This is a genomic window from Vibrio sp. 10N.222.49.C9 (assembly GCF_041474985.1).
In the GTDB taxonomy this organism is placed as follows: Bacteria; Pseudomonadota; Gammaproteobacteria; order Enterobacterales; family Vibrionaceae; genus Vibrio; species Vibrio crassostreae_C.
The window spans coordinates 1-276 of record NZ_JBFRVD010000581.1 but is presented as its reverse complement, the minus strand read 5'-3'; the positions used below and the strand labels follow the sequence as shown (position 1 = coordinate 276).

The window sequence follows — 276 nt, the reverse complement described above, 5'->3', positions numbered from 1 at the left end:
TCATCCACCAGCTCAGGGTCAAGGGCAGACGTTGGTTCATCAAACAATAACACCTCAGGCTCCATCGCAAGAGCACGGGCAATAGCAACGCGCTGTTTCTGACCACCGGAGAGCATACTTGGGTAGCTGTCGAGCTTGTGTGACATCCCTACTTTTTCTAGCTGCACTTTGGCAATATCTTCAGCCTCTGCTTTCGACATTTTCTTAACGTGCAATAAGGCTTCCATCACGTTCTTCAGCACAGTGAGATGAGGCCAAAGGTTAAACCCTTGAAAG

Annotated in this window: 1 protein-coding gene; it reads right to left on the bottom strand. The window is 48.9% G+C overall.

The window, feature by feature from the left end; all coding sequences use genetic code 11:
• On the bottom strand, positions 1 to 276 hold a 276-nt coding region (locus AB4585_RS24575; RefSeq protein WP_372171368.1), incomplete at both ends, for an ATP-binding cassette domain-containing protein.